The sequence below is a fragment of the Microbispora cellulosiformans genome, from assembly GCF_008728085.1.
Taxonomy (GTDB): Bacteria; Actinomycetota; Actinomycetes; order Streptosporangiales; family Streptosporangiaceae; genus Microbispora; species Microbispora amethystogenes.
In genome coordinates this window covers 358,591-383,376 of sequence record NZ_VYTZ01000003.1, presented here as the reverse complement: position 1 = coordinate 383,376, position 24,786 = coordinate 358,591, and the positions used below count along the sequence as shown (strand labels likewise).

The following is a 24,786-nucleotide window of genomic DNA, read 5'->3' as shown; positions in this document are numbered from 1 at the left end:
CTTCTCTTGAACTCTCACCCTCAAGTTGAGATTTAGAGTTATGTCAACCTGAGGATTGATACGGACAGTAGGGTTGCGCCTCCCCCAGGGTCAACTAACCGCGCCGCAAGGCAGTCCGGCGTGTCGCGCGCTGTCCTATTCGCACGATGCCCCGTTCCAGGGCGGCTTCGGCCGGTCCGAGCACGGTCAGTGAGATTTGTCACCTGACCGTCACCACCCCGGGGGAGCTGACGTCGTAGCTCTTCCCCGGCTTGGCCAGGGCGGCGAGCAGCACCCGCCCCTTGCGGGCCGAGTCGCGCGCGTCTCCCCAGGTCACGGAGCGGCCGTCGGTGAGCTTGAGGGTGATCGACCGGGGCGAGGGGGCGCGCAGTTCCCGCAGCCGGTCGAGGAGGTCGCCCGGCAGCGCCCGGAGCACGGTGAGGCCCGCCCGGGTGGCAGGGTCGTCGGCGGCGGCCCGCTCGACGCGCAGCACCGGAAGCCGCGGCGGGGCGACCGTCACCTGCTGGAGGACGACGCCATACCGGTCGATCACCGCGGTCTCGGCGCCCAGGGGGACCGCCGCCGCGGGGACGCGCTCGACCACGCTGATCCGCAGCGTGCCCGGCCAGACGCGGCCGACCGTGGCCGACTCGACGGCGCGCAGCGCCCGCACCCGCGCCTCGACGCCGGCGAGGTCCACGGTGGCGAGCGGCGTGCCCGTCCGCACTCCCGCCGCCTGGCGCAGCTCCTCGGCCGGGACGCGGCCGTTGCCGGTGATCTCGACCTCCCGCACGCCGAGGACGGGCGAGAAGAACACGACCCAGGTGGCGACGCCCACGACCCCGCCGGTCAGCAGGGTGGCGAGCGCCGAGCGCCGGACGGCCCGCCTCACCGGGCGGACAGCTCCGCGACGATTCGCGGGCCGAGCTCGGTGACGTCCCCCGCGCCCATCGTGAGGACGATGTCCCCGGCGTGTGCCCGGCCGGCGACGAGGGAGGGCACGGCCGCGCGGTCGGGGGCGTAGACCACCCGCTCGGCCGGCAGCGGCACCTTCCCGGCGACGAGCGCCCCGGAGACCCCGGGCTCGGGGTCCTCCCGCGCGCCGTACACGTCGAGCACGACGACCTCGTCGGCCAGGCCGAGCGCGGCGCCGAACTCGTCGGCGAAGAACCGGGTGCGCGAGTAGAGATGCGGCTGGAAGACCGCGATGACCCGGCCGTCGCCGCCGACCACGTCGCGGGCGGCGCGCAGGTCGGCGGTCAGCTCGGTCGGGTGGTGGGCGTAGCTGTCGAAGACCGTCACGCCGCCGGCCTCGCCCTTGGACTCGAACCGCCGCTTGGCACCGGTGAAGGCGGCGAGGCCCTCCTTGACGTCGTCGAAGCGCAGGCCGAGGTGCAGCGCCACGGCGATCACCGCGGTGGCGTTGACCGCGTTGTGCCGGCCGGGCACGGCCAGGCGCACCTCTCCGCGTCCCGGCCCGCCGGGCGCCCCCGGGCCGAGCTCCACGCGGAACTCCACGCCGAGGCCGCGCGGGGCCACGTCGGTCGTGCGCAGGTCCACCCCGGCGCTCTCGCCGTACGTGACGACGGCGAGGCCCCGCTCACGGGCGATCGGCACGAGGGCGGCGGCCCCGGGGTCGTCGGCGCAGACGACCAGCAGCGACCCGACGTGCTCGACGAAGCGGGCGAAGCCGTCGTGCACGGCCTGGGGGTCTCCGTAGTTGTCGAGGTGGTCGGCCTCGACGTTGGTCACGACGGCGATCCGCGGCGCGAGCATGAGGAAGGAGCCGTCGCTCTCGTCGGCCTCCGCCACGAACACCTCGCCCGTGCCGTCGTCGGCGCCGAGACCGGTCGTGACGAGCTGACCTCCGACGCAGTACGACGGGTCCTCGCCGCACTTCTGCAGCGCCACGGTGAGCATCGAGGTGGTCGTGGTCTTGCCGTGGGTGCCGGCGACGGCGATGCCGGTGCGGCCGGACATCACCGAGGCCAGCGCCGCGGCGCGCGGGATCACCCGCAGGTTCTGGCGCAGCGCCTCGCCCAGCTCGGGGTTGGAGTCGCGGATCGCGGTGGAGACGACGACGGTGTCGACGTCCTTGATGTGGGAGGCGGCGTGGCCGACGTGGACGGTGGCCCCCAGCTCGCGCAGCTCGGTCAGCTGCGCGGACGGGCGCGCGTCGCTGCCCGACACCGGCACTCCCCGCTTGAGGAGGATCCGGGCGATGCCGGACATCCCGGAGCCGCCGATGCCGATGAAGTGCACCCGCCCCAGGTCGGCCGCCGGGACGGGATCCACGAGCTTGACGAGACTCATCGGTGAGCGATCTCCAGCACCTTGCGGGCGAGCGTCGTGTCGGCGTCCTTGCGGCCCATCCGGCTGGCCGCCTCGGACATCGCGACCACGCGCTCGGGGTCGTTCAGGATCGGCAGCAGCGTCTGGACGATCCAGGCCGCCGACAGGTCCGCGTCGTCGACCATCAGGCCGCCCCCGGCCCGGACGATCGGCTCGGCGTTGAGGCGCTGCTCGCCGTTGCCGTGCGGCAGCGGCACGAACGCCGCGGGCAGCCCCACGGCGGTCAGCTCGGCGCAGGTCATCGCGCCCGCGCGGGACAGGACGAGGTCGGCCGCGGCGTAGGCGAGGTCCATCCGGTCGACGTACGGGAGGATCACGTACTGCGGGTCGCCGGGCGGGGGCTCGATCTCGACGGTGTTCTTCGGCCCGACCACGTGCAGCACCTGGACGCCCGCGGCGCGCAGGTAGGGCGCGGCCTCCAGCGCCGCCTGGTTGACCGAGCGGGCGCCCTGCGACCCGCCGAACACCAGCAGCGTCACCCGGTCGGACTCCAGCCCGAAGTAGGACCGCGCCTTGTCCCCCATCGACAGGCGGTCCATCGTGCTGATCTCCCGGCGCAGCGGGATGCCGACGTACTCCGCGTTGGGGAGCACGGCGTCCGGGTGCCCGGTGAAGACGTGGTCGGTGAGGCGCGCGCCGAGCCGGTTGGCCAGGCCGGGCCGCGGGTTGGCCTCGTGGACCACGATCGGCACGCCGCGCCGCCGGGCGCCGAGGTAGGCGGGGGTGGCGACGTAGCCGCCGAAGCCGACCAGGATGTCCGCGCCGACCTTCTCCAGGATCCCGGCGGCGCTGCCGATGGCCCCGGCGAGCCGGCCGGGCACGGTGAGGAGCTTGGGGCTGAGCGAGCGGGGCAGCGGCACGGCGGGCACGAGCTCCAGCTCGTAGCCGCGCGCGGGCACCAGGCGGGTCTCGAGCCCGCGCTCGGTGCCGAGGCAGGTGATGCCGATCCTCGGGTCGAGCCGGCGAAGCGCGTCGGCCAGCGCGAGGGCCGGCTCGATGTGGCCGGCCGTCCCGCCGCCGGCGAGGACCACCCTCATGTCACTCCCTGCTCTCTCGCGGATGTTCCCGCGGACGTTCTCGCGACTGCTCCCGCGGCTGCTCCCGCGTCGTTCTCACTCGTGCCGGACGCGGCCGTGCCGTCCGCCGGACGGCCTCGCGCGGGGACGCGGGCCGGCGCCAGGCTCGGGCGTTCAGGCCAAGCCAGCTTAGAGCCCGCGCGGCCGGTCCGGGGCCACGGGCCGCCAGCGCCTCGGCCGCGCCCGGCTCCCGCTTGGCGAACGACAGCAGCATGCCCAGCGCCGCGAGCGTCGGCAGCAGCGCCGATCCGCCGTACGACACGAGCGGCAGCGGGATCCCGGTGACCGGGAGGACCCCGATGACCGCGCCGATGTTGACGACGGCCTGCCCGGCGATCCAGGCGGTGGCGGCGGCGGACGCCAGCCGGACGAAGGGGTCCCTGGTCCGCATCGCGATGCGCAGGCCCGCGTAGCCGAGCAGTCCGAACAGCGCGACCACCACGAGGGTCCCCAGCAGCCCGAGCTCCTCTCCGATGATGGAGAAGATGAAGTCGCTCTCGGCGTGGGGCAGATAGTTCCACTTCTGCCGGCTCGCGCCCAGCCCGATGCCGAACCAGCCGCCCGACCCCATCGCCATCAGCCCCTGCACGGTTTGGAACCCCTCGTGCTGCGCGGTTTCCCACGGATGCAGGTAGCCGGTGAGGCGGTCGAACCGGTAGGGCTCGGCGATGATCATAGTGGCGGTCGCCAGCGCGAGCAGCCCGAGGATGCCGCCGAAGAGCCGCACGGGCGCGCCGACCACCCACAGCAGCGCCAGGAAGATCATCATGAGCACGAACGTCGTGCCGAGGTCGCGCCCGATCATGACCAGTACGGCCAGCAGGGCCACGCCCGGCATCAGCGGGATCAGCAGCTGACGCCACTCGATGCGGCCGCCGCGCGCCCGCGTCGCGAGCAGGTCGGCCCCCCACAGCACCAGGGCGAGCTTCGCCGGCTCCGACGGCTGCACCGAGAACGGGCCGATGACGATCCACCGCTGGGCGCCCAGCAGTTCCTGGCCGAGGAAGATGACCATCAGCAGGCCGAGGATCGCCAGGCCCATCAGCGGATAGCCGGTCAGGCGGAAGAACCGCTGCGGGAGCCGGGAGCAGACCCACATGAGGGGCAGCCCGATCGCCACCGACGTGACCTGCTTGAGGAACCAGTAGAACGGGTTCCCGGTGCGCTGCAGCGCCTCGATGCTCGACGCCGACAGCACCATCATCAGCCCGAGGGCGAGCAGCAGCGCGCTGCAGCCCAGCACGAGGTGGTAGGACGTCAGCGGGCGGCCGAGCAGCTCGCGCAGCGCCGCGACCTGGGCCCCGGCCCAGCCGCCCGGCGTCTGTTCACCCGGTGCCCGCTCACTCTCCGCCCGCTCACCCTGGGCCCGGGTCGCCCGGGTGCCGGCCGGGTCGGCGGCCTGGCTCGGCGTCCGGCCGCTCACCGTCCGGCCGCTCACCGTGCCGCCAGGCGGTGCACGGCTCGGGCGAAGGCCTCCCCACGCGCTCCGTAGCCGGCGTACATGTCCAGTGACGCCCCGGCGGGGGCGAGCAGCACGGTGTCCCCCGGAGAGGCGAGCCGGGCGGCTTCGGCGACGACACGGTCCATGACCCCAGTGTCTTGCCCCGGCACGTCCACGACGGGGACATTCGCGGCGTGTCGCGCCAATGCCTGGCGGATCAGCTCGCGGTCGGCCCCCAGCAGCACCGCGCCGCGCAGCCGGGGCGCGGCCTGCCGTACGAGGTCGTTCACGTCGGCGCCCTTGAGCTGACCGCCCGCGATCCACACGATCGAGGGGTAGGCGGCCAGCGACGCGGCGGCCGCGTGCGGGTTGGTCGCCTTGGAGTCGTCCACGTAGTCGATCTCCCCCACCGTCGCGACGTGCGCGATGCGGTGCGGGTCGGGCGTGAACTCCCGCAGGCCCCGCCGTACGGCCTCGGGCGGCACGCCGTGGGCGCGGGCCAGGGCCGCGGCGGCGAGCGCGTTGGCGACGTTGTGCGGCGCGAAGGGACGCACGTCCTCCAGCGAGGCCAGCTCCTCCGCCGAACGCGCCGGGTCGGCCACGAAGGCCCGGTCGACCAGCAGGTCCTCCACGATCCCGAGCTGCCCGGGCCGCGGCACGGCGAGCGTGAAGCCCACCCGGGAGGCGTACGGCTCGGCCAGGCGCGACGACCACGCGTCGTCGGCGTTGAACACGACCGTCCCGGCGGCGGCGAAGACCCGCGCCTTGGCCGCGGCGTACTCCTCCATCGAGCCGTGCCAGTCGATGTGGTCGGGCGCCACGTTGAGCACGGCCCCCGCGAGCGGCGCGAGGCTCGACGACCAGTGGAGCTGGAAGCTCGACAGCTCGACGGCCAGCACGTCGTAGGGGCCGTCGACGGCCTCCACGATCGGCATGCCGACGTTGCCCACGGCGAGGGCCCGGTGCCCTGCGGCCGTCAGGATCGAGGCGAGCATGCGGACGGCGGTGGTCTTGCCGTTGGTCCCGGTCAGCGCCAGCCAGGGGGCGGCGTGCTCCCCGCGCAGCCGCCAGGCCAGCTCGACCTCCCCGATCACCTCGGCGCCGGCCTTCTCCGCCGCGACGAGGAGCGGATGACCGGGCCGCCAGCCGGGCGAGGTGACCACGAGCGAGGCGTCCTCGGGCAGGGCGGGCTCGCCGAACCGCACCTCCACCCCGAGGGCGTCGAGATCGGCGGCGGCGGCGCGCTGCCGCTCGCCGTCCACCGCCTCCAGCACGATCACCCGCTCGCCGCGGCGGGCCAGGGCCCGGGCCGCGGCCGCGCCCGACACGCCGAGACCGGCGACGACCACGCTCACTGCTTCGGCATCCATTCGAGGTAGAACAGGCCGAGGCCGGCGGCCACACACAGCGCGGCGATCAGCCAGAAGCGGACCACGATCGTGGTCTCGGCCCAGCCGGACAGCTCGAAGTGGTGCTGGAGCGGAGCCATCCGGAAGACCCGTTTGCGGGTCATCTTGAAGAACCCGACCTGGATGATCACCGACATCGTGATGAGCGCGAACAGGCCGCCCAGGATGACCAGCAGGAGCTGGGTCCGGGTGGTGAAGGCGAGGCCGGCGATCACGCCGCCGAGGGCCAGCGAGCCGGTGTCGCCCATGAAGATCTTGGCGGGCGGGGCGTTCCACCACAGGAAGCCCAGGCAGGCCCCCAGCACCGCCGCCGCGACCACCGCCAGGTCGAGCGGGTCCCGCACCCAGTAGCAGTTGGGGCCGAAGCCGACCGTCGTGCAGCTGTTGCGCAGCTGCCAGTTGCCGATCAGCACGTACGCCGCGAGCACCAGGCAGGTGGCGCCGGAGGCCAGGCCGTCGAGCCCGTCGGTCAGGTTCACCGCGTTGGAGAAGCCCACGATGAAGAACAGGACCCAGACGACGAAGCCGATCAGCCCGATGGACGGCCCGATGTCCCGCAGGAACGACACGTGGGTGTCGGCCGGGGTGACGGCGTAGGCGTTGGGGAAGCGCAGCACCAGCACCGCGAAGACCGCGCCGATCACGAGCTGCCCGGCGGCCTTCGCGCCGCTGCGCAGGCCCAGGCTGCGCTGCTTGTAGATCTTGATGAAGTCGTCGAGGAAGCCGACCGCGCCGAGGCCGGTCATCAGGAACAGCACCAGCAGGCCGGAGGCCGTCGGGGGGTCGCTGACCGCCGAGAAGACGGTCACCCCGTGGGCCGTGAAATAGCCGATCAGCGCGGCGATGACGATCACCGTGCCGCCCATCGTGGGAGTGCCCTTCTTGTCGTAGTGACCCGACGGGCCCTCCTCCCGGATGTTCTGGCCGTAGCCTCGCCGGGCGAACAGCCGGATGGCCAGCGGCGTGCCGACCATGGACAGCAGCAGCGAGATCGCCCCCGCGATGAGGATGTTCCTCACCGGGCGTCACCTCCGAGGATCGCCTCGGCGACCCGTTCCAGCCCGGCCGCGCGCGGCCCCTTCACCAGCACCGCGTCCCCGGGCGCGAGCCGGTCCGACAGTTCCCGCGCCGCCGCGGCGGCGTCGGGCACGTGGATCGCGCCGGGGGCGCCCTTGAGCACCGGCTCGGCGTCCTCCCCCACGACGACCACCGCTTCCAGCCCCGCGCCGGCGGCCAGCCGCCCGAGGTCCTCGTTCAGCGCCGGGCCGTCCTCGCCCAGCTCGCGCAGCGCGGCGATCACGGCGAACCGCCGCCGCCCCGCGCCGATGACCCCGAGGCTGCCGAAGGCGGCCCGCATGGAGTCGGGGTTGGCGTTGTACGCGTCGTTGATCACGGTCACCCCGTCGGGCCGGTCGGTGACCTCCATCCGCCAGCGGCTGCGCGGCTCGGCCGCCGACAGCTCCGCGGCGATGGCCGCCACCGGCATGCCCAGCTCGTAGGCGGCGGCCGCGGCGGCCAGTGCGTTCTCGACGGCGTGCGCGCCGTACAGGCGCAGCCGCACGGGAGCGGAGCCGGACGGCGTGCGCAGCGTGAACGAGGCGCGTCCGGCCTCGTCGAGCGTCTCGTCCTCCGCGCGCACGTGCGCGCGGGCCGAGCGGCCGAACCAGGTCACCCGAGCCTTCGTACGGCCGGCCATCTCGCTGACCAGAGGATCGTCGGCGTTGAGCACCGCGGTCCCGTCGGCGGGCAGCGCCTCGACGAGCTCGCCCTTGGCCCGGGCGATCGCCTCCTTGCCGCCGAACACGCCGAGATGGGCGGTGCCGACGTTCAGCACCACGCCGATGCGCGGCGGGGCGATCTCCGCCAGGTAGGCGATGTGGCCGATGTTGCGCGCGCTCAGTTCGAGCACGAGGAACCGGGTGCCCTCGTCGGCCTTGAGCACGGTCAGCGGGTGGCCGATCTCGTTGTTGTACGAGCCGACCGGCGCGACCGTCGGGCCCATCCGGGCGGCGAGACCGGCCAGCAGGTCCTTGGTGGTGGTCTTGCCCGCGGAGCCGGTCACGCCCACCACGGTGGCGCCGGGAAGCTCCGTCACCACGGCGTGCGCCAGGGCGGCCAGGGCGGCCTGGGGGTCCCCCACGATCACGGCCGGCGCGTCGACCGGCCGGGTGGCGAGGACCGCGACGGCGCCCGCCTCGTGGGCCTGCCGGGCGAAGTCGTGCCCGTCGGCCCGCTCCCCCTTGATCGCCACGAAGAGCGAGCCGGGCACGACCGCCCGCGAGTCGATCACGACCGGTCCTCGGACCACGGCCGCGGGGTCGGCCAGGCCGTTCAGGGCTCCGGACGTGATCTCGGCGACCCGGGCCAGCGGCAACGGGATCATGTGTCTGTCCTGCTCTCTTTCGCGTCGCTTGTCGGGCCCCCATGAACCGGAGCGCCATACACCGGAGCACCGTGAACCGGAGCGCCGTGGCTCGGAACACCGTGCATCGGAGCGCTGTGAACCGGGACGCCTGGGGCGCCCTGTAACACCGCCTCACGCACCGGCGGTCTCCCCTGCGGCCCGCCGTGCCCGGTTCCGCTCCGCGATGGCCGCGGCGGCCACCTCACGGTCGTCGAAGGGGATGACCTCGCCCCCGACATACTGCCCCAGCTCGTGCCCCTTGCCCGCCACAACTACCACATCTCCGGGCGAAGCACCGCCGACGGCCAGACGGATGGCGGCCGCCCGGTCCGGCTCCACGACGACGTGCGCCCTCTCCTGCTGGGGTACCCGCAGAGCGCCCTCCAGCATCGCGGCGAGGATCGCGAGCGGGTCCTCCGTACGAGGATTGTCACTAGTCAGGATCGCCACGTCGGCGAGGCGGGCGGCGGCCTCGCCCATCATCGGGCGCTTGCCGCGGTCGCGGTCGCCGCCGCAGCCCAGCACGACGACCAGGCGCCCGCCGGGCCCTCCGCCCGCCGTGTTGTCCGGCCCCTTGCCCGGACCGTCGTCCAGCACCGCCCGCAGCGAGTTGAGCACCGACTCCACCGCGCCCGGCTTGTGCGCGTAGTCGACGATCACCTGCACGTCCCCCGGCACGTCGCCGTCGCCCGGCACGCGCTCCATCCGGCCGGGGACGCCGGTGAACTCGCCGACGCCGGTCACCGCGGCCTGCAGCGGGACGCCCGTCTCCACCAGCGCGACCAGCGCGCCGAGCGTGTTGGCCACGTTAAACGGCCCGGGCAGCCCCACCGCCACGTCGGCCTCCACGCCTCCGGGTCCGACGAGACGGAACCGGCTGCCGGTGGAGCCGAGGCGGACGTCCTCGGCGCGCCAGTCCGCCTCCGGCGCTCCCGAGGCGGAGAACGTGGTGATCGGGATCTTGGCCGTGCCGGCCAGCTCGCGGCCGTGGGCGTCGTCGGCGTTCACCACCCCGAGGCGGCTGAGCTCGGGGGTGAACAGACGCGCCTTGGCCGCGAAGTAGTCGTCCAGGTCCCGGTGGAAGTCCAGGTGGTCCTGCGACAGGTTCGTGAAGATCGACACGTCGTAGAAGAGGCCGTCCACCCGGCCGAGGGCCAGGGCGTGGCTGGAGACCTCCATGGCCGCGGCGCTCACGCCCTGCTCGCGCATCAGCGCGAACAGGCCCTGCAGGTCGGTCGCCTCGGGAGTGGTCAGGTCGGGGGTGAACCGCACGTCCCCGGCGCGGATCTCCACGCCGCCGACGAGGCCGGTGCGGTGGCCCGCCGCCCGCAGTCCCGCCTCCAGCAGGAAGGTGGAGGTGGACTTGCCGCTGGTGCCGGTCACGCCGATGAGAGTGATGCCGGCCGCGGGCTTGCCGTACACCCAGGAGGCGACCTGCCCGAGCACCGCCCGCGGGTCGGGCACGACGAGCACCGGCAGGCCGGTGGCCACGGCCGCGTCACGGCCCTCGGGGTCGGTGAGAATCGCCGCCGCGCCCGCCGCGAGGGCGGCGCCGGCGAACTCCGCGCCGTGCCGGGAGGCCCCGGCCACTGCCACGTACAGGTCGCCGCGCCGCACCCGGCGCGAGTCGAGGGTGACGCCGGTGACGGCGCCGCGGACCACCCGCGCTCCGGGGGAGGGTACGGCCGACGACGACGGGCCGAGCAGGGACGCGAGCGCGGACAGCGGGCGGGCCTGGACGGCCTCTGGACGCATGGACGACGCGGAACGCACGGCGAGAGCGTACTCCCCTCCGCCGTCCGGCTCCGCCACGCCGCCCTCCGCCGCCGGGGCCCGCGTGCTTCCCACCCCGGCCGGTACGGTCCCGGTCACCCCGCGGGGCGAAGGACCATCGCGGGCGCCTTCGTGCCGGTCGGGGGGATCTTCCTGTTCTTCAACGCGAAAGTCATGACGTCCTTGAACACCGGGGCGGCGACGGCGCCGCCGTAGTGGTCCTTCTTGGGATCCTGGATGACGGCCAGGGCCATCAGCCGGGGCTGGTCCGCGGGGGCGAAGCCCACGAACGTGGCGGTGTATCCGCAGTATCCCGCGCACTTCTCGTCGTACCGCATGGCGGTGCCGGTCTTGCCCGCGACACGGTAGCCCTCGATCGAGGCCTCCTCTCCCGTGCCCTCGTGGCCGACCGCGGCCTCCAGCATGAGTGCGATGCTCCGGGCGGTCGTCTCGCTGATCACCCGGGTGCCCTTGGCGGCCGGAGCGGGGACGAACGCGCCGTGCGCGTCTGTGGTGCCCGCCACGATCGAGGGGGTCACCCGCACTCCTCCGTTGGCGATCGTCTGGTAGACGCTGGCCATCTGCAGTGCGGTGACCGAGATTCCCTGGCCGTAGGCGATCGTACAGCGCTGGCTGCCCGACCACGTCTCCCACCGCGGCAGCAGGCCGTCCTGCTCGCCGGGGACGCGCGACCCGCTGCTCGCGCCGAACCCGAAGGACCGGAACATGTCGTACAGCCGCTGGCTGGAGATCTTCTCCGCAGCCATGATGGTGCCCACGTTGCTCGACTCCGCGAGGACGCCGGTGAACGTCATCGACTCGGGCGCGTGCGGATGGGCGTCCTTGAGCTGCCGGTCGGCGCACTGGATGTGGTCGGGCACCCGGAAGACGGTGTCCGGCGTGACCACCCCCGCCTCCATCGCCGCGGCGGCCGTGATGACCTTGTTGGTGCTGCCCGGCTCGAAGATCTCCGACACGGCGCGGTTGGCGCGGTCCTCCGCCGGGGCGGACTGCCAGTCGTTGAGGTCGGCCTGGGGCGCGTTGGCCATCGCGAGGATCCGGCCGGTGAGCACGTCCATCACGATCACGCTGCCGCTGCGCGCCCCGGTGTCGTTCACCCGCCGGGCCAGCGTCTGCTCGGCGGCCCATTGCAGGTCCCGGTTTATGGTCAGCCGGACGTCCCGCCCGGGCACCGGCGCCTCGCGCTGGCTCCGCGTCATCGGGATGCGCTGGCGGTTCGCGCCGAGCTCGATGCTCTGCTTGCCGTCCCGGCCCGCGAGGACGTCGTTGTACGCGCTCTCCAGGCCCTCCAGGCCCCGGCCGTCCACGCCGGTGAAGCCGAGCAGGCCGCCCGCCAGCGACTTGCCGGGGTAGAGACGGCGGTAGGTCTCCTTGGTGCCCACGCCCCTGAGCTTGAAGCCCATGATGCGCTTGGCCCGCAGCGGCTCGACGTCGCGGGCCAGCGGAATGTAGCGCTGGGTGACCTTGGCCAGTGCGGCGTCGATGTCCTGTTTGGGCTTGTTCAGCTCGCGCGCCAGCGTGGTGGCGACCAGGTCGCGCTTCGCCGGGTCGACGTCCTTGGGGTCGACGTAGACCTCTCGGGCCTCGACCGTCACCGCGAGCTCGTGGCCCTCCGCGTCGGTGATCGCGCCGCGCCGCGCCGGCAGGATCTCGGGCTGCACCCGCTGCTGGACGGCCTTCGCCTGGAGCACCTTCGAGTCGAGCCCCTGCAACTGCACCAGCCGTCCGGCGAACAGCGACAGCACGATCGCCATCACCAGCATCGCCGCCCGCAGCCGCCGTACGGGGTTGCCCAGCCGCAGCACGGCCGGCGGGCGCGGAGGCGGCGGCGGGCCCGGCGCACGAGGCGGACGCGGCGGTGTGCGCCCTGCCGCGCCCCCCGGTGCGCGGGATGGCGTACGTGGCGCCGTACGCGGCGGCGTGCCCGGTGGGGTGCGCGCCGGTGTACGCGGCGGCGTGCCGCCCGTCCGGGCCCGGCCCTGGCCCGCGCCCGCCGACGGTCCCTTGGCCGAGGAGCCTCCGCCCGACGAACTCCCGGAGGACGCGCCTCTGGCCGCCCCTCCCCCGCCCGAGGCCGCTCCGGCCGGCGGACGGGCCCCGCCGGTGCCGCGGGACGGCGCGTCGCCCCCTGCGGCCGTGCGGGACCGGGCCGGTGTCTGACCGCCGCTTCCGGCGCCGTGGGCCCGCCCTGCGACTCCCCCACGGCCCCGGTCCGAGCCGCCGCTCTCGGCCCGCGACGCGCGGTCGCCCGGCACACGCTGATCGGCGGCACGCTCGCCTCCCGCGCGGCCGCTCGCCGCGCGGTTGCCCTCCGCGCGACTGCCAAGGGCGCGGTCGCCGTCCGTACGGTCACGGGCCGCGCGGTTGCCGGTGCGGCCGGTCGCCGCGCGGGCGGAGCGGTTGGGGGTCGCGGCGTCGCGGTCCGCGGAGCCGCGCGGGCGGCCGGCGTCGTGGCCTCGCCCGGCTCCGCCGTCGGCGCCCGGGCGTGCCGGGCGGCCGGACGCGTCGCCGGGCCCGGGATCGGACGGGCGGCCGGGACGGCCGGGCTTCGGCGGCCCGTCCTGGCGGGCGGACCGCCCCGGGGACCCCGGGTTACGCCTGCCGCCGCCCGGGCCCTGGCCGCCGCCACGCCCGGTGGGACCCCCGCGGCCGGGACCCGGGTTCCGGCCGCTGTCACTCACCGGTCCGTGCCCTCCTCCGTGCCCGCCTCACTGCCCTGCTGCCCGGCCGTGCCCTCGCCCGCCCTGATGAACCGGGGGGCGGAGCGGTCCGGCTGCACGTCACCCGTCCCGCGGCCCGCCTCGTCCACCGCGCCGGGCTGGCTCCACGTGCGGAGCAGGTTCTCCTGCTCGTCGGCCTGCTGGTGCAGATCGTCGATGCTCGACCGCAGATCGCTCAGCTTGAACGAGTCCTGCGCGAGGACCGTGTTGAGCAGCAGGAGGGTCACCAGACCCCCGCACATGAGACCCACGACGAGCAGCACGAACGGCGCACGCGGCGGCCGCCGGAACGCTCGCCGCGCCATTCTGGCACGCGGGGACGTCGCCGGGGATGCAGCGGCGCCCGCGCCACGCCGGGCACGTCCCGGCGCCGGCGCGGCCTCGGCCGTGTCCCGGCCCCCCCGCTCGGGACTCTCCCGGAACGGCGTCTCACGCTCCGGCGTCTGCCTGCCCGGCCTCACGCGGAGCGGCCTCTCGCTGGGCGGCCTCTCAGCGGGCGGCGCGGTACGGCCCGCCGCGGACGTCCGTGCGGCGTCGCGCCTGGGGGCCGCGGCGGGCCCGGCGGCGGTCCTCGCCGCGGCCCTGCCCTTCCGGGGAGCCGCGGGCGCCTCCTTCCGGGCCCTCGCCTCGGCGGGCGTCGCAGGGGTCGCCGCACGGCCGCGTGCGGCGGCACCGGCGCGGGCGGAAGCGTCCTGGCGGGTCCTCGTCTCGGCGGGCGTGGCGGGGGCCGCCGCACGGCCGCGGGGAGCCGGGACGGCCTCGCGCGGGAGCGCGTCGCCCGCGGCGGACCGGGCCCGGCGCGGCTGGTCGTCCTCACGCCGGCGGCGCGCGCCGCCGAGGGGCCTGTCGGGAGTCGCGACGGTCTCGCCCGCCGATCCGGCGGCCTGGCCCGGCACGCGACCGGGCACGCGGGACGGCGCGGCCACGCGTCCGGCCGCCCTCCTGCTCTCCTGCTCTGTCCTCATCCCTCGCGGATCCTCTCTGCCGCCCGCAAGCGGGCCGAGGCCGCCCGCGGGTTGCGGGCCACCTCTTCGTCGTCCGGGAGCTCCGCTCCCCTCGTCAGAAGGCGGAACCGAGGCTGGTGCGCCTCGAGCGGGACCGGCAGCCCCGGAGGGCTCGTGTCCTTGGTTCGCGCCGCGAGGACCCGCTTGGTGAGCCGGTCCTCCAGGGAGTGGTAGGCGAGCACGACAACGCGCCCGCCCAGTGCGAGCGCGCCGAGCGCGGCCGGGAGCGCGCGCTCCAGCGCGGTCAGCTCTCCGTTCACCTCGATGCGCAGCGCCTGGAACGTTCTCTTGGCCGGGTTGCCCCCGGTCCGCCTCGTCGCGGCGGGTATCGCCGCGCGTACGAGGTCGGCGAGCCGTTTGGTGCTGGTGATGGGGTCCTTGGCACGCTCCTTGACGATGAGGTTCGCCACGCGTGCCGCGAAGCGCTCCTCGCCGTAGTCGCGCAGGATGCGGATCAGGTCCGCGGCCGGGTAGGTGTTCACCACGAGTTCGGCGGTGAGCTCCTGGTCGCGGTCCATCCGCATGTCGAGGGGGGCGTCGTAGGAGTAGGCGAAACCGCGCTCGGCCTCGTCGAGCTGAGGGGAGGACACGCCGAGGTCGAACAGCGCGGCGTCGATGCGGGGCCGTCCGGCGTCATGGAGCACGTCGGCCAGTTCGTCGGAGACGGCGCGCACCAGGGTGATCCGGTCCGCGTACGGCGCGAGCCGTGCGGTGGAGCGCGCGATGGCGGTGGGGTCGCGGTCGATTCCGACGAGATGGAGGGAGGGGTGGGCGGCGAGCAGCGCCTCGGCGTGCCCGCCGAGACCGAGGTTGGCGTCCACGGCCACCGGCTCCGGTCCGGTGAGCGCCGGAGCGAGCAACTCCAGCACGCGATCGAGCATGACCGGAACGTGACCACCCGGCTGACCGGGCTCGTGCGACAACGCTTCCAACCCCCATTACGCCGCTGTACTCGCGGATTCGCGGCTGTGCCGCCGGTGACTACCCAACGGATCCCCACCCATGCCGGTTCCCCCGGGGAACCGACCCGCCCGGCCAGGTCCCCATCCGCGTCGCCTTGCGTGGCGTCTGACACCGGGGAAGGTGCATCAGCTGCCCTTTGGGAGCGGGTGGAGACCTCGCCGAACGTCACCGACGGGTCTTCTGATCGAACGAGAAAGGGAAATCGAGCTACAGGATCCCGGGCAGCACCTCCTCCGACAGATCGGAGAATGCCTGCTCCTGGGCATCCAGGTAGGTGTCCCACGCCTGGGCGTCCCAGATCTCCAGACGCGTGTTGGCGCCGATGACGACGCAGTCGCGTTCCAGCCCGGCGTACCGCCTGAGCGTCTGGGGAATCGTGATGCGCCCCTGCTTGTCCGGCATCTCGTCGGACGCGCTGGCGAAGAAGACACGGCTGTAGTCGCGGACCGCCTTGGCCGTCACCGGTGCGGTGCGCAGGGCCTCGGTGATGCGCTGGAACTCCTCTACGGGGAAGACGTAGAGGCAGCGCTCCTGGCCTTTGGTGATCACCAGACCCTCCGCCAGCTCCTCGCGATACTTCGCCGGCAGGAACAGCCGTCCTTTGTCGTCGAGGCGCGGGTGGTGGGTGCCGAGAAACACCGGACCCACCTCCTGTGCCTTGCGGAGCGCTCAGCTCTGTAGCCTCTGCCCTCCACTGCGCACCACCATACTCCACTTCTCCCCACCGTCAACTGATTCCGGCCGTGTCCGCATTCAAAATCGGCGGCGTTTTCGCAGGTGAAACGGGGTGGTGCGGAGTGGGGCGCCGCGCCGCCCCCACCCGCGCACGGGCGTGTCGGCCCACGGCGCGAGCCCCGGCGCGTACGGAGGTTCCGGCCGGGCGCGCGGCCGGGTGGGGACCGGTGGGGGAAGGCGGCCCGGAACGGGTGGGGGGAAGTGGAGCGGCCGGGGTCGCCTCCCGGGATTCGGCTGGTCGCGGTACGTGACCGCGAAAGGTCCGGACTCTACGCGCAGTTCACTCTGTTTTCCGGACAAAGTCGCCCGCGAACCAGAGGGGACATAAGGTCAGTACACAGAATGGAAAAGGAACGTTTAACGCCCCATTCTCGGGGACGCACCCTCATGGAGGCCTGGTGGCTGTAACACCCGACGTCACCGACGCGACAGCCCCGCTTGAGGATCTGGTCGACACCGCGCACCGGATCCGCAACGCGATCGAATCAGTGATCGAGGGCAAGAGCGACGTCGTCCGCCTGACTCTCACCGTGCTCCTGGCGGAGGGCCACCTGCTGATCGAGGACGTGCCCGGCGTCGGCAAGACGATGCTCGCCAAGGCCCTGGCCCGCTCCATCGACTGCCCGGTCAAGCGCGTGCAGTTCACGCCCGACCTGCTGCCGAGCGACATCACCGGGGTCAGCGCGTACAACCAGCAGACGCGGGAGTTCGAGTTCAAGCCGGGCCCGGTGTTCGCGAACATCGTCGTCGGCGACGAGATCAACCGCGCCTCCCCCAAGACGCAGTCGGCGCTGCTGGAGTGCATGGAGGAGCACCAGGTGACGGTCGACGGCGTCACCTACGCGCTTGAGTCGCCGTTCATGGTCATCGCGACGCAGAACCCGATCGAGATGGAGGGCACCTATCCCCTCCCCGAGGCGCAGCGCGACCGGTTCACCGCCAAGATCGCGATGGGCTATCCCGAGCCCGCCGCCGAGCTGGAGATGCTCGACGTCCACGGCGCCTCCCAGCCGCTGGACAAGATGGAGCCGGTGGCGACCACGGCCGAGGTGGCCGCGCTGATCCGGGCCGTCCGCGCCGTCTACGTCTCCCAGCCGGTCAAGCGTTACGCCGTCGACATGGTCGCGGCCACCCGGAGCTCCACCGACCTGCGGCTGGGCGCCTCCCCACGGGCCACCCTCCATCTGGTGCGCAGCGCGCGGGCCCACGCGGCGCTGTCGGGGCGCGACTACGTGATCCCCGACGACCTGCAGGACCTGGCCGTTCCGGTGCTGGCGCACCGCCTGCTGCCCAGCCTCGAGGCACAGGGGCAGCGCCGCCAGCCGGAGCAGTTCGTCGCCGAGCTGCTGCGGCGCGTCCCCGTCCCGGACGCGCACTGATTCCCAGACGCGCACCGACTCCCGGACACGTACTGTCCCGGACGCGCACGAACGAGAAAGCGACGGAGGGCCCATGCCCGGGCTGAAGGCTCTGACCCCGCGGGGACGGTCGTTCCTCGCCTCCGGCGTGGCGGCCCTGGTGTGCGCCATGGTCCTGGGCGAGCAGGACCTGCTGCGCGTGGCCGTACTGATCATCGCGATGCCGCTGATCGCGTCGCTGGTCGTGACGCGGACCCGCTACCGCCTGTCCTGCACCCGCCGGCTCGGCCCGGCGCGGGTGCAGGCCGGCGAGGAGAGCACGGTCACCCTGCGGCTGGAGAACGTCACCCGGCTGCCCACCGGGCTGCTGCTGGTGGAAGACACCCTGCAGTACGCGCTGGGCACCCGGCCGAGGTTCGTCCTGGACCGGATGGAGCCGCGCGGCGTCCGGGAGATCGACTACAAGGTCGGCTCGGACCTGCGCGGGCGTTTCCCGATCGGGCCGCTGTCCGTGCGGATCGCCGACCCGTTCGGGCTGGTGGAGCTGGCCCGCTCGTTCACCATCACCGACACGCTCGTGGTCACCCCCGAGGTGGTGCCGCTGCCGCCGGTGCGCCTGTCGGGCGACTACACCGGCGGGGGCGACAGCCGTACGCGGTCGGTCGCGGCGGCGGGCGACGACGACGTGGCGCCGCGCGAGTACCGCCAGGGGGACGACCTGCGGCGGGTCCACTGGCGCTCGACGGCGCGGCGCGGCGAGCTGATGGTCCGGCGCGAGGAGCAGGAGTGGCAGAGCCGCGGCGCGCTGCTGCTCGACACCCGCAGGTACGCCCACCGGGGCGAGGGGCCGCGCTCGTCGTTCGAGGTGGCGGTCTCCGCCGCCGCGTCCATCGGGGTCCATCTGTCCGCGGAGGGGCTCGCCCTGCGCCTGGTCACCGACCAGGGCGCGCGGCAGACGGTGGACACCGGCCAGTCGTGGTCGCTGCTCGACACGCTCGCGGTCGTCAAGCAGAGCTCGTCGCGGTCGCTGGAGCACGGCATCGGCGTGCTGCGCCAGGGCGGCGGGGAAGGCCTGATCATCGCGGTCCTCGGCGCGGTCGACCCCGAGGAGGCCCTCGCCCTCGCGCGGCTCCGGCACCCGGGCGTGACCGCCGTGGCGGTGCTGCTCGACCTCGCCGGATGGGACGGCTCCGGCGCAGAGCACGCGCAGGCCTCCCGGTCGGTGCTGACCGGGGCCGGCTGGCGGGTGCTCGACCTGCCCGTCGGCGCGTCGCTCGCGACCGTGTGGCCCGAGGCCGGAAACAGCAGGAGCGCGGCCTGAGCCGGCCGGGCTGCCCGGAGAAGAGGTGGACCCCTTGAAACTGCCGATCACGGCGGGACTCGCCACGGCGGCGGTCACGATCACGCTCTATCCGCTCTTCGAGGGCGGCGCCTGGTTCTGGTCCTGCATGGGGGTCATCCTGGTCGTCGCCGCCACCGGGGCGGTGGCCTCCCGCCTGGGCGCCCGTCCCTGGGTGGCGCCCGCGGTCGCGCCCGTCGCGGTGCTCGTCTATCTGACGGCGGCCTTCACCGCGCAGGAGGCGTTCCTCCGGGTGATCCCCACCCTCGACTCGCTCGCCGGGCTCGCCGCGCTCGTCGGGGAGGGTTTCGACGACATCCAGCAGTACGCCGCCCCGGTGCCGGCCAACCCCGGCATCACCCTGCTCACCACGACGGGCGTGGCGCTGATCGCCCTGCTGGTGGACCTGTTCGCGGTACGGCTGCGCCGCGCCGCGCTGGCCGGGCTGCCGATGCTCGCCCTGTTCACCGTGCCGGCCGCCGTGCTCCCCGAGCCGATCGGATGGCCGGCGTTCGTCGTCGCGGCGTTCGGATACATCGGCCTGCTCGTCGCCGACGGCCGGGAGCGGCTGAAGGGCTGGGGCCGGGCCGTGGTGGTCCGCCGCTCCGGCGGCCCGGCGTCCGGGGTCACGCCGGACACCGAGCGGCTGGCCCTGTCGGGCAAGCGCGTCGGCGTGACGGCGATCGTGCTCGCGGTGCTGGTGCCGGCGATCCTGCCGGCGTTGTCCCCCGACCCGCTGTTCGGCTTCGGCGTGGGCAACGGCCTGGGCGGGAGCGGCGGCAACATCGGCATCCCCGACGCCATCGCCAAGCTCGGCGGCCAGCTCAGGCAGGACAGCAACGCCACCGTCCTCACCTACAGCAGCAGCGACGACAAGCCGCACTATCTGCGGATCTACGCGCTCGACGTGTTCGACGGCGCCAAGTGGACCTTCAGCCCGCTGCGGGGACGCCCGGAGGACCGCGTGTCGGAGGGGCCGCTGCCGCCCGTGCCCGGCCTCGGCCCCGGGGTGCCGGTGAAGCGGGCCACGATGCGGGTCACGATCAGCGAGGACCTCGACCGGCTCCACTTCCTGCCCCTGCCGTACCCCGCCCGGCAGGTCGACGCCGACGGCGACTGGCGGGCCGACCGCGGGTCGCTCATGGTCTTCTCCACCCGCGACGAGGTGGCGGGCCTGGACTACCAGGTGGTCACCGACGAGCCCGATCCCGGCCTCGGGGCGCTGCGCTCGGCGGTGGCGCGGCCCGACAGCGAGCCCTTCCTGCGGCTTCCGGACGGGCTCGACCCGCGGGTGAACGCGCTCGCCCGCCGGGTCACCGCCGGGGCCGACACGCCGTACGAGAAGGCGGTCAGGCTCCAGGAGTGGTTCACCCGGAAGGGCGGCTTCACCTACAGTCTCCGCGCGTCGGGGTCGGGGGCCGAGGCGCTGTCGCGCTTCGTGTTGCGCGACCGGACCGGCTACTGCGAGCAGTTCGCCGGGGCGATGGCCGCGATGGCCCGGATGGCCGGCATCCCGGCCCGGGTGTCGATCGGCTACACGGGCGGCAGCAAGATCGACGGTAAGTGGACGGTCCGCACCCACGACGCCCACGCCTGGCCGGAGCTGTACTTCGACGGCGTCGGCTGGCTGCGGTTCGAGCCCACTCCGGCCGGCGTCGGCGGGCAGGGCAGCGCCCAGGTGCCGGAGTACACCCGGCCCGTCGCGCCGGAGGCCGAGCCCTCGGCCGGCCCCTCGGCGGGACAGTCGGACGACGACGAGGAGACGACCGGCGCCGGCGGTCCGTCCCGGCCGAACCCGCGCCAGCTCGACCGCGAGTCGCAGGGCACGGCCGTCGCCACCGACCCGGGCGCGCCCACGAGCGTCAAGGCCGGTTTCGGGGTCGCGGGCGCGCTGGTGCTGCTGTTGCTGCCCGCCGCGGCACGCCTGCTGGTGCGGCGCGGCCGCATCCGCCGGCTGGCCCGTCCGTCCGGCGGGCCGCACGCGGCGTGGGCGGAGCTGCGCGACACGCTGACCGACTTCGGCATGGCCGGGGAACCGGGCGAGACGCCGCGGGCGCTCGGCCGCCGCGTCGCTGAGAGGTACGCGCTGGACCCGCGGGCCGCCGAGTCGCTCGCCCGCGTCGTCACGGCCGAGGAGCGGCTGCGGTACGCGCCGGCTCCCCCGGCGTCCGGGCCGGTCGCCGCGGACCTGCGCCGGATCAGGCGCGGGCTGGCCGCGCACCTGTCGCGGTGGCGGAGGCTGGGGGCCGCGCTGGCTCCGGCGTCGACGCTGCTGCGGGTGCGGGCGTTCGGCGAGGGCGCGCTCGACGTGTTCGACCGGATGGAGAACCTGACGCCCCGGCTCAGCAGGGCACGGTTGAGCAGGACGCCACTGGGCGGGACACGGCGGAGCGGAGCCCGGGAGGGCGGGACGCGCCCGGGCGGCCCGGACGGGCCGTTCCGCCGGGCGGCGGCCGGGGACGACGCCGGGGCGGCGCGGGAGCGAACCCTCACCGGCACCCGCCGCTGAGCGGTGGGGCCGGCTCCGGCCGCGCGGACAAGCCCGGCCGGATGAGCCCGCGCACACGAATCGGTGGGCCCGCTGTGCGGGCCCACCGGGGGTGGTTCAGGACGTGTGTGCGAGCACGGGGATCAGTGCTCGTCGTGGCGGCGGCGCCAGCGTTCCTCCATGCGCTCCATGAAGCTGCGGCGCTGGGGTCGGCGGCCCCGGGTGCGGGACGACGGGGAGTCACCGAACCCGTTCATGCGTTTCCAGCTCGACAGGCCCCACAGGCAGGTGGCCAGCATGACCACGAAGCCGGCGGCACCGAGCCAGATCAATGCCGCGACGACGCCGACCATCAGCAGGACCACGCCGAGTGCGAAGCCTATGGAGGCCTTCACCAGGCGGCGCTTGTAGTGGCTGCGCGGATCACTGATCCGTACGGTGTTCGCCCACTTCGGGTCCTCGGCGTAGAGGGCCTGCTCGATCTGGTCGAGCAAGCGCTGCTCGTGCTCAGACAGCGGCACGGCGCCTCCCAAGGACGGCCCCATTCAGGGGAAGACGGCAACGGACGACACGGGGTGTCCGAACCTCGCGGTCGGTTATCCCCAGAATACGAGGCCTCAGACGTAGGCGAAAGAAAACGACCAACGCGGTCCAAACCGGAGGCGACGTCATGGACCTATTGGACCAAACGGACGACGAACAAGCGATGCCGGCTTCACCGCGTCCGGGCCGAAGCGGCGGGCGGCCCGGTCCATGGCCTGTTCGGCCTCCCGCCAGCCCGTCTCCCGTTCGCCCAGGCCGAGCTGACGGGTCGCCGCGGCGGCCGGGCCGAGGTTCTCCACGCGCACCCCGACCAGCCGCAGCCGCACCCGTTCCAGCCCTGCCGCCTCGTAGAGCTCGCATGATGTGTCGTAGATCTCCTTCGCGACGTCCGTGGCCTCGCGCAGCGTACGCGACCGGGTGATGGTGGTGAAGTCGGAGCGGCGGAGTTTGACGCTGACGGTGCGGCCGACGTGCCCAGCGGCGCGCAGCCGCGCGGCGACCCGCTCCGACAGCCGGAGCAGCTCACGCCTGATCGTCTCGGGGTCGTCGACGTCGTGCGGGAACGTCTCCTCGTTGCCGATGCTCTTGTCGGGCGCGTGCGGCACCACCCGGCGTTCGTCGCGCCCCCAGGCGAGGGCCGCCAGATGCGCGCCGGCGACGCCGAGCTCACGCCGGAGCGTCGTCACCGGCACCTGGGCCAGGTCGCCCACGGTCCGGATGCCGAGCCGTACGAGGGCCTGCTCGGTGCGCTCTCCCACTCCCCACAGGGCGGCCACCGGCAGCGGGTGCAGGAACTCCACCACCTCGCCGGCCGGGACCACGAGCAGGCCGTCCGGCTTGCACTGCCGTGAGGCGAGCTTGGCCACGAACTTCGTGCTCGCCACGCCCACCGAGCAGGTGATGCCGTACTGCTCCGCGACCTGGGCGCGGATCATCCGGGCGATGGCGGCGGGGCTGCCGAGCCTGCGCCTGGCCCCGCCCACGTCGAGGAACGCCTCGTCGGAGGCGATCGGCTCGACCTCGGGGGTGATCGCCTTGAAGATCTCCATGACGCCTCGGGACACCTCGGCGTACTTGCCGTGGCTGGGCGGGATCACGGTCGCCTGCGGGCAGACGCGCCGGGCACGGGTCATCGGCATCGCGGAGTGGACCCCGAACCGGCGGGCCTCGTAGGTCGCGCTCAGGACGACCCCGCGCGCGCCCGCCGCGCCCACGATCACCGGGGTGCCCCGGAGCTCGGGGTGGTCGAGCAGCTCGACGCTGGCGAAGAAGGCGTCCATGTCCACGTGCAGGATCGGGCAGCCGCTGTCGTCGACGGGCCCCTCCGGCGGCGGCGACGGATCCCGGGGCAGCAGCTGGTTCCGGGACATGACGTCACCCTACCCGACCGCCGCCCCGCCAACCTCACCCCACCCGAACGTCTTTTCTATTCCCGTTCGCCCGCGCCCGTCCGCGTCTGTTCGCGGTACGCGATGACGTGGATCTGGGTGGCGACGTCCCGCAGCACGGGGTGGGTGGCCGCCGCCCGCTCCAGCGCGACCAGGCCGTCGGGGTCGCTCTCGGCCAGCATGCCCGGCACGAGGTCGGCGAAGATGCGCACCCCGTGCACCTCGCCGACGGCGAACCCCGCCGTGCCCAGCAGCGCGGCCAGCGTCTCCCGGGAGAAGCGGCGCGGCGTCGGGTCGCGGTCGCCCCAGCGGCCCGACGGGTCCGACAGCACCCGGCGGGCCTCGTCGAAGTGCCCGGCCAGGGAGCGGTGGACGGCCGCGGCGACCGAGTTGGCGGCGAGCACGCTCACCACGCCGCCCGGCCGCAGGATGCCGGCGACGGCGCGCAGGGCGCCCTCCGGGTCCTCGACGTACTCCAGCACGCTGTGGCACACGACCAGGTCGGCGCTGCCGGGCTCCAGCAGGTCGCCGAGGTCGGCGGCGTCGCCCTGCAGGCCCTTGACCCCGACGCCCGTCTCGGCGGCGCGGCGCTCCAGGGCGGCCAGCGAGTCGGGGGTCGGGTCGACCACGGTCACGACGTGGCCGAGCGAGGCCAGCGGCACGGCGAAGCCGCCGGTGCCGCCGCCCGCGTCCACGATGTCGAGGGTCTCGCGCCCGAGGGCGGCCGTCCGCTCGGCGAGGACCGCGCGCAGCGCCTCCCAGACGACGGCACGGCGTGTGGCGTCACGCACTTGCGGCCTCCTCCCGGCTCAGAGCGACAGCGAGGGCTTGAGCTGCTTGAAACGGGCCAGCAGGCCGTTGACGAACTGCGGCGACTCGTCGGTCGACAGCTCCCCCACCAGGTGCACCCACTCGCTGATCACCACGCCCTCGGGGACCTCCTCCGACCACAGCATCTCGTACGTCCCGCCGCGCAGGACGTTGCGGTCCACGGCGGGCATGCGCTCCAGGGTCCAGCCCTCGGCGTACGTCGAGATCAGCTCGTCGATGCGGTCGAGGTGCCGGACCACGCCCTCGACGAGGAAGGAGGTGTACTCGTTGACCGGCGGGTCCGCCCGCTCCACCCGCTCGGCGAGCACGTCGAGCGGGCTCACCTGCCGGGCCTCGGCTTCGAAGAGGACGTCCAGCGCGCGGCGGCGGGCCTTCCCCCGAGCCGACACGTCAGGCCCGACCGAGGTACTCGCCGGTGCGAGTGTCGACCTTGACCTTCTCGCCGGTGGTGATGAAGAGGGGGACCTTGATCTCGGCGCCGGTCTCCAGCGTGGCGGGCTTGGTGCCGCCGGTCGAGCGGTCGCCCTGCAGGCCGGGGTCGGTGTGGGCGATCGTCAGCTCGGCGGCCGCCGGGAGGTCGACGTACAGCGGGTTGCCCTCGTTGAAGGCAATGGTCGCGGTGGTGTTCTCCAGCATGTAGTTGGCGGCCGTGCCCACGACGGAACGCGCGATGTTGACCATGTCGTAGGTCTCGGTGTCCATGAACACGAAGTCGTCGCCGTCGAGGTAGGAGTACTGCATCTCCCGCTTGTCGACGTTCGCCACGTCGACCTTCACGCCGGCGTTGAAGGTCTTGTCGACGACCTTCCCGGACATGATGTTCTTCAGCTTGGTACGGACGAACGCGCCGCCCTTACCCGGCTTTACGTGCTGGAACTCGACAACGGTCCACAACTCTCCGCCGTCGAGCTTGAGCACGAGTCCGTTCTTCAGGTCGTTCGTCGTCGCCACGTGCGTCTCCC

The 24,786-nt window shown here is 73.9% G+C and carries 20 protein-coding genes; 3 read left to right on the top strand and 17 right to left on the bottom strand.

All coding sequences use genetic code 11. The annotated features are described in order from the left end of the window. Positions 1 to 199: 199 nt before the first annotated feature. The 12 genes from F5972_RS09795 to mraZ form a co-directional block, all read right to left on the bottom strand. Positions 200 to 871 carry a cell division protein FtsQ/DivIB gene (locus F5972_RS09795; protein WP_150933089.1) on the bottom strand — a complete coding sequence of 224 codons (672 nt, stop codon included), beginning with the start codon at positions 869 to 871 and terminating at the stop codon, positions 200 to 202. After that, positions 868 to 2,292, bottom strand: coding sequence for a UDP-N-acetylmuramate--L-alanine ligase (gene murC / locus F5972_RS09790; protein WP_150933088.1), 1,425 nt, complete (start codon positions 2,290 to 2,292; stop codon positions 868 to 870). Before murC ends, F5972_RS09795 begins: the two co-directional genes overlap by 4 nt. Then, on the bottom strand, positions 2,289 to 3,368 hold the full coding sequence (gene murG, locus F5972_RS09785) for an undecaprenyldiphospho-muramoylpentapeptide beta-N-acetylglucosaminyltransferase (protein ID WP_150933087.1): 1,080 nt from the start codon (positions 3,366 to 3,368) through the stop codon (positions 2,289 to 2,291). The genes murC and murG overlap by 4 nt, the downstream gene beginning before the upstream one ends. A 1-nt stretch (position 3,369) precedes the next feature. Next, positions 3,370 to 4,692: a putative lipid II flippase FtsW gene (ftsW, locus tag F5972_RS09780; protein ID WP_225311353.1), complete on the bottom strand. Its 1,323-nt coding sequence runs from the start codon at positions 4,690 to 4,692 to the stop codon at positions 3,370 to 3,372. 149 nt (positions 4,693 to 4,841) lie between these two features. Then, entirely contained in the window at positions 4,842 to 6,218 is a 1,377-nt protein-coding gene (gene murD, locus F5972_RS09775) for a UDP-N-acetylmuramoyl-L-alanine--D-glutamate ligase (RefSeq protein WP_150933086.1), read from the bottom strand. After that, the gene (gene mraY / locus F5972_RS09770; protein WP_150933085.1) at positions 6,200 to 7,276 is read right to left on the bottom strand and encodes a phospho-N-acetylmuramoyl-pentapeptide-transferase; all 1,077 of its coding nucleotides are present in this window, start codon (positions 7,274 to 7,276) and stop codon (positions 6,200 to 6,202) included. Before mraY ends, murD begins: the two co-directional genes overlap by 19 nt. Further along, positions 7,273 to 8,640, bottom strand: coding sequence for a UDP-N-acetylmuramoyl-tripeptide--D-alanyl-D-alanine ligase (locus F5972_RS09765; RefSeq protein ID WP_150933084.1), 1,368 nt, complete (start codon positions 8,638 to 8,640; stop codon positions 7,273 to 7,275). The genes mraY and F5972_RS09765 overlap by 4 nt, the downstream gene beginning before the upstream one ends. Before the next feature lie 153 nt (positions 8,641 to 8,793). After that, entirely contained in the window at positions 8,794 to 10,416 is a 1,623-nt protein-coding gene (locus F5972_RS09760) for a UDP-N-acetylmuramoyl-L-alanyl-D-glutamate--2,6-diaminopimelate ligase (protein WP_150933380.1), read from the bottom strand. 113 nt (positions 10,417 to 10,529) lie between these two features. Beyond that, entirely contained in the window at positions 10,530 to 12,260 is a 1,731-nt protein-coding gene (locus F5972_RS38785; RefSeq protein WP_449843638.1) for a peptidoglycan D,D-transpeptidase FtsI family protein, read from the bottom strand. An 872-nt stretch (positions 12,261 to 13,132) separates the two neighbouring features. Next, entirely contained in the window at positions 13,133 to 14,140 is a 1,008-nt protein-coding gene (locus F5972_RS09750; protein WP_150933083.1) for a hypothetical protein, read from the bottom strand. After that, entirely contained in the window at positions 14,137 to 15,060 is a 924-nt protein-coding gene (gene rsmH, locus F5972_RS09745; protein WP_150933082.1) for a 16S rRNA (cytosine(1402)-N(4))-methyltransferase RsmH, read from the bottom strand. Before rsmH ends, F5972_RS09750 begins: the two co-directional genes overlap by 4 nt. Before the next feature lie 289 nt (positions 15,061 to 15,349). Then, complete coding sequence (gene mraZ, locus F5972_RS09740) at positions 15,350 to 15,781, bottom strand: division/cell wall cluster transcriptional repressor MraZ (RefSeq protein WP_117409747.1); 432 nt, start codon at positions 15,779 to 15,781, stop codon at positions 15,350 to 15,352. A gap of 494 nt (positions 15,782 to 16,275) precedes the next feature. Between mraZ and F5972_RS09735 the strand changes: the two genes are divergently transcribed. The 3 genes from F5972_RS09735 (at position 16,276) to F5972_RS09725 (ending at position 21,083) form a co-directional block, all read left to right on the top strand. Further along, on the top strand, positions 16,276 to 17,256 hold the full coding sequence (locus F5972_RS09735) for an AAA family ATPase (protein WP_150933081.1): 981 nt from the start codon (positions 16,276 to 16,278) through the stop codon (positions 17,254 to 17,256). 73 nt (positions 17,257 to 17,329) lie between these two features. Then, positions 17,330 to 18,556, top strand: a complete 1,227-nt coding sequence (locus tag F5972_RS09730) for a DUF58 domain-containing protein (RefSeq protein ID WP_150933080.1) — start codon at positions 17,330 to 17,332, stop codon at positions 18,554 to 18,556. A 34-nt stretch (positions 18,557 to 18,590) separates the two neighbouring features. Beyond that, positions 18,591 to 21,083, top strand: coding sequence for a DUF3488 and transglutaminase-like domain-containing protein (locus tag F5972_RS09725; RefSeq protein WP_150933079.1), 2,493 nt, complete (start codon positions 18,591 to 18,593; stop codon positions 21,081 to 21,083). A gap of 122 nt (positions 21,084 to 21,205) precedes the next feature. On the opposite strand, the gene F5972_RS09720 is transcribed toward F5972_RS09725, so the two are convergent. The 5 genes from F5972_RS09720 to efp form a co-directional block, all read right to left on the bottom strand. After that, positions 21,206 to 21,583 (bottom strand): DUF3040 domain-containing protein, encoded by a 378-nt coding sequence (locus tag F5972_RS09720; protein WP_117409750.1) that lies wholly within the window; start codon positions 21,581 to 21,583, stop codon positions 21,206 to 21,208. Positions 21,584 to 21,730: 147 nt separating this feature from the next. After that, positions 21,731 to 22,975, bottom strand: a complete 1,245-nt coding sequence (locus F5972_RS09715; protein ID WP_150933078.1) for a DNA polymerase IV — start codon at positions 22,973 to 22,975, stop codon at positions 21,731 to 21,733. Positions 22,976 to 23,031: 56 nt separating this feature from the next. Continuing rightward, positions 23,032 to 23,784, bottom strand: a complete 753-nt coding sequence (locus tag F5972_RS09710) for a methyltransferase domain-containing protein (protein ID WP_150933077.1) — start codon at positions 23,782 to 23,784, stop codon at positions 23,032 to 23,034. Positions 23,785 to 23,802: 18 nt separating this feature from the next. Continuing rightward, entirely contained in the window at positions 23,803 to 24,213 is a 411-nt protein-coding gene (gene nusB, locus F5972_RS09705) for a transcription antitermination factor NusB (protein ID WP_150933076.1), read from the bottom strand. Between the two features lies 1 nt (position 24,214). After that, positions 24,215 to 24,775 carry an elongation factor P gene (efp, locus tag F5972_RS09700; RefSeq protein WP_150933075.1) on the bottom strand — a complete coding sequence of 187 codons (561 nt, stop codon included), beginning with the start codon at positions 24,773 to 24,775 and terminating at the stop codon, positions 24,215 to 24,217. Between the last annotated feature and the right edge of the window lie 11 nt (positions 24,776 to 24,786).